At 64.1% G+C, this 1,418-nt stretch carries 1 protein-coding gene and 1 pseudogene; both read right to left on the reverse strand.

All coding sequences use genetic code 11. The annotated features are described in order from the left end of the window. A pseudogene (locus tag NA8_RS32205) lies at nt 1-333 on the reverse strand (MspA family porin); the annotation flags it as partial. Between the two features lie 323 nt (nt 334-656). Beyond that, complete coding sequence (locus NA8_RS32210) at nt 657-1,328, reverse strand: MspA family porin (RefSeq protein ID WP_063054048.1); 672 nt, start codon at nt 1,326-1,328, stop codon at nt 657-659. Nucleotides 1,329-1,418: the final 90 nt, after the last annotated feature.

The raw sequence follows: 1,418 nt of genomic DNA on the forward strand, positions 1-1,418 counted from the left end.
GGTGGATGAATTATTCGTTCCCGGGTTTCCGGTCGGACCGTTGTTCGGGCCGATCTCGCCCTCCGGCGTCACGACGACATCGGCGATGGCATTCCCCGAAACCCACACGACACGGCCGGCACCGTTCGCGGCAAGGGATGGAGAGATCAGGGCGCGCTCACCCGTACGGGCGATGTTCACGCCAGGGCCTGCCTTGTGGCCGTCCGGCAACGGCACAAAGGTATCGGCGTCGGCGGCGCCGGTCGAGAACAGACCGGTGGCCACGGTTGCCACGGCGACGGCGCCCGCGACGCGGACGCCTCGAGACAGACCGTTGATGCGGTACTTGCTCATGTTTTTCCTCATCAGGTTGCATCCGCCCGCCCCAGGGTGTCGAGGCGGACGTGTCCCTCCAAAGCCGACGGCGCGTGTGGTGGAATGTGCTGTCCACCAGACGATCCGCCGACCATCGCGTCATCGAGCGATCTCGGACGAAACAATGCTATTCGGTATCAACCAGACTTTTCCGGAAATTCGGGCAATTCGTCTCGCAACGTAAATGATCCGGCTAGGATCGCGCCGCCTTGCGGCGCAATGGAATTCATGACGAAATGGACCCGCCGCGATGCGAGGGGTCCATTTCATCAATGGCTACGGGTTTTTCACCCGTAGTTCACTCAGCCGAGGCTGAAAGGCTGTCCCCACAACGTCACCCAGGTGATCACGTTGTCGGTCTCGACCTCGACGCTGACGAAAGCCCGCGCCTGGGCGTAGCCCCCGCAACCATTCAGACCGATGGTCTCATCGGCCCACGTCACCGAACCGGACGTGCCCCTGAACGCATTACGGGTCTTGTGCGTCTCGTTACCGAAATCGTCCGCCTGCTCCAGATCGAGCACATAGAACGACTTCGCCTGCCCCGGACCCAGGGACAGGTTGCCACCGGAGTTGGCGCCGACGCCGCCGGTGACGTTCTGCCCGTCGCTCCAGTCCACATTGCCGTCCACACCGCCGGTGGCACCGCCACCGGCGATGTTCACCTGGCAGCCCACGGTGTAACCCGGGAAGATCTTGCCGCCGGCCGCACCCGACAGGTCCACTTGTGCGCTACCGGACACCCATGCGTTGCGGTGCAGCGGCGTCGCGCCCATGGACGGACTGATGTTCGCCGACTCGCCGACCAGGCGAATGGTCACGACAGTGCCGTCCGACAGCGTCTTGGTCAGTTCCCCGCCCGGCAGCGGGACGAAGGTGTCGGCGTTCGCCGCACCGGTAGAGAACAGGCCCATGGCGATGGTGGCAGCGGCGCCGACGCCGGCCATCCGCGCCAGGTTCTTACGGTTGATCATGGTTGGTATCCCTCGAGGGTTGAGTCCGCTTCAGCGGGAGGATGGTTCGTTGGAGTCGACAGACGTCAGCCGATGCTGAACGGCATCCCG

Origin of the sequence: Nocardia arthritidis NBRC 100137 (assembly GCF_001612765.1) — a bacterium.
In the GTDB taxonomy this organism is placed as follows: Bacteria; Actinomycetota; Actinomycetes; order Mycobacteriales; family Mycobacteriaceae; genus Nocardia; species Nocardia arthritidis.

Excerpts from the sequence above, each read along its gene's own strand:
- NA8_RS32210 (WP_063054048.1), bottom strand. The coding sequence starts at position 1,328 with ATGATCAACCGTAAGAACCTGGCGCGGATGGCCGGCGTCGGCGCCGCT.